This window comes from Peribacillus sp. NPDC097295 (assembly GCF_044761665.1).
GTDB lineage: Bacteria > Bacillota > Bacilli > Bacillales > DSM-1321 > Peribacillus.
Genome location: NZ_JBIWCW010000035.1, coordinates 1 through 2,645 on the forward strand (window position 1 = coordinate 1; position 2,645 = coordinate 2,645).

Consider the following 2,645-nt stretch of genomic DNA (forward strand, 5'->3'; position numbering starts at 1 on the left):
TGGACACCCTTGCATTAAGCTAACCACTACTACTGCCTTCATGGTTCGGGACTCACACCCTATAGATTGCACCCATGCCGGGCACACCAAAAAAGCGGGACCCTTATTGGATCCCGCTTCCTTTATACTTATTTCAATTCTAATAATACAACATTCTCAACGTGTGTAGTCATAGGGAACATATCTACTGGTTGGATTTTGATGGCTTGATATCCGCCTTCTTCTAAAATATGAAGGTCACGGGCTAACGTTCCTGGGTTACAAGATACATAAACCACTTTCTTCGGTTTCATCTCAATGATCGTATTTAGAAGAGATTCTTCACAGCCCTTGCGTGGTGGATCCATAACGATCACGTCAGCAGTATTACCTTTTTGGTAGTATTCAGCAATCACGTTTCCTGCATCACCTACAACGAATTCCGCATTCGCAATTTCATTCAGTTCAGCATTTCGGCGTGCATCTTCTATGGCTTCTTCTACCACTTCCACGCCAATGACTTTCTTCGCTTTTTGTGCCAAGAATAAAGAAATTGTGCCAATGCCACAGTATGCATCAATTACGGTTTCTTCTCCCGTTAAGCCAGCATACTCAAGTGCCTTGTCATAAAGGACTTTCGTTTGATCTGGGTTAATTTGATAGAAGGACTTAGCGGAAATCGCAAATTTCACGTCGCCGATTCTATCATAAATCACTTCGTTGCCCCAAAGCAAAGTCATCTTGTCTCCCAAGATCACATTCGTTTTCTTCGTATTCACGTTTTGAACGATTGATTTCACTTGTGGAAGACGATCAGTGATTTCCTTCACGATCGTTTCGATGAATGGGATACTGCTAGTCCGTGTAACAAGCACGATCATTAACTCGCCTGTTTGCTTACCATAACGAGCCATGATGTGACGCAATACTCCTTTATGGGTCTGCTCATTGTATGCAGGGATGCCCAGGTTACTGAAGACTTCCTTCACAACTTGAACGGCTTCGCTTATCACTTCATTCTGTATGATGCTTTCTTTTGTTTCCACGATTTCATGTGTGCGTGGTTTAAAGAACCCTGCAATCATCTTGCCATCTTTTTCCCCTACAGGTACTTGGGCTTTATTACGGTAATGAGTCGGATTCTCCATTCCAATAACCGGATAAACCGTCGCATCCTCAAGTTTTCCAATGCGGGTCATCACGTCACGCACTTGCTTTTCTTTAAATTCCAGTTGGCCTTCATAACTCATATGCTGGAGCTGGCAGCCACCATATTTATTATAGTCTTCCGTACTAATCTCCACGCGATATGGACTATTTTCGATGATTTCCATCAAGCGTCCGAACCCATACCCCTTATTGGCTTTCAAGACTTTAATTTTTGCTTTTTCACCAGGAAGAGCATTCTGAACGAAGATCGGATAGCCATCTACCTTAGCGACGCCAGCACCTTCATGGGTTAAATCTTCGAATAAAACCTCTATAATATCATTCTTATTAACAGGTGTTGTAGTTTTTTTCATATCATCTTCTCTTTTCTTTTTTAAGCTAACCTGTATTTTACCACAAACATAGCGTTGCCACAAAATGACTCACCAATTCACGTCTTTTCTCATAAAAATATAGAAAGAAGAATTCCTGATTTTTTCATCATTTCTATGCATAAAAGAGCACAGTATAAAGAAAAATAAGGAAAAGCAAACGAGGTGAGGAAATGGGTTTGTTTAACTCCATATCAGACTGGAATGCCAACAGGTTGGAAAAGCATCGTGCAAGCATGGAAGAAAAAGGCCTTTGTCCGGATTGTTACGGGCGAGGATACAGTTCTTTCGTACCAACGGAATATCACTTTTCAGATATCCATGACTGTCCCGGCTGCAATGGGTCTGGCTCATATGCCGACTGGGCTGCTATGAATGGGCAACAATTATAGCTCACTTTTGGTGCCTAGTACAATATTAAAACCTCAGCTTACACTGGGGTTTTTTTCATTTCCTTTACCATATAGGCAAATTCCCCACCACTAACTGTTATCATCTTTGTCTTTTTGTAGCCCAACCGTACATAAAGACGACCTGCATCGGGGTTAACGTCTTCAACGATTAATGAAATCCTGTGATACCCTCTTCCCAACGCCAGTTCTTCCACGTGATGAATCAGTGACGTCCCAATCCCCTTACCCCGAAATTTTGAATCCACACATATTGTATCCAGGTAGAAGTCTTCTATTTCCGCTTCCTTGTCGATTTTAATGCTTTCGTCTTTCATTTTCCTTCTTAATCGCTCAGCAATCGGTTCATCCAAAGCTGCTGCATCTTTTCCATGATAGGCGATGATCAATCCAGCCATTTGCCCATCATGATCACAGACCATCGTGTTTTCAAAGCTCATTCTGTTTCCACTGCTTCTGAAGAGATCGCCAAGAACGGCAAGAATCCTTTCTTCCTCCGTTTCACCGGTTAGTGCTTCGGCAATTTCCTTGATGGCCAGTCTTATTAATATTGCGGCCTTTTCTGCATCCTCTACTGTTGCTTTTCTGATATTCACGCCTTCCAATCTCCTTACTTGAATAATCGAGTAGAGGGAAAATAAGCTAACTTATTTTCGCCCCTCTCACAACACCGTACGTACGGTTCGCGTATACGGCGTTTCAATTTATATTGCAG

Annotated in this window: 3 protein-coding genes; 1 reads left to right on the forward strand and 2 read right to left on the reverse strand. The window is 42.1% G+C overall.

The annotated features are described in order from the left end of the window. Positions 1-128 precede the first annotated feature (128 nt). Positions 129-1,502, reverse strand: a complete 1,374-nt coding sequence (gene rlmD / locus ACIQXN_RS21495; protein ID WP_402971601.1) for a 23S rRNA (uracil(1939)-C(5))-methyltransferase RlmD — start codon at positions 1,500-1,502, stop codon at positions 129-131. A 183-nt stretch (positions 1,503-1,685) separates the two neighbouring features. Between rlmD and ACIQXN_RS21500 the strand changes: the two genes are divergently transcribed. Further along, positions 1,686-1,895: a hypothetical protein gene (locus ACIQXN_RS21500; protein ID WP_402971604.1), complete on the forward strand. Its 210-nt coding sequence runs from the start codon at positions 1,686-1,688 to the stop codon at positions 1,893-1,895. A gap of 55 nt (positions 1,896-1,950) precedes the next feature. On the opposite strand, the gene ACIQXN_RS21505 is transcribed toward ACIQXN_RS21500, so the two are convergent. Further along, on the reverse strand, positions 1,951-2,526 hold the full coding sequence (locus tag ACIQXN_RS21505; protein WP_402971607.1) for a GNAT family N-acetyltransferase: 576 nt from the start codon (positions 2,524-2,526) through the stop codon (positions 1,951-1,953). Positions 2,527-2,645 lie beyond the last annotated feature (119 nt).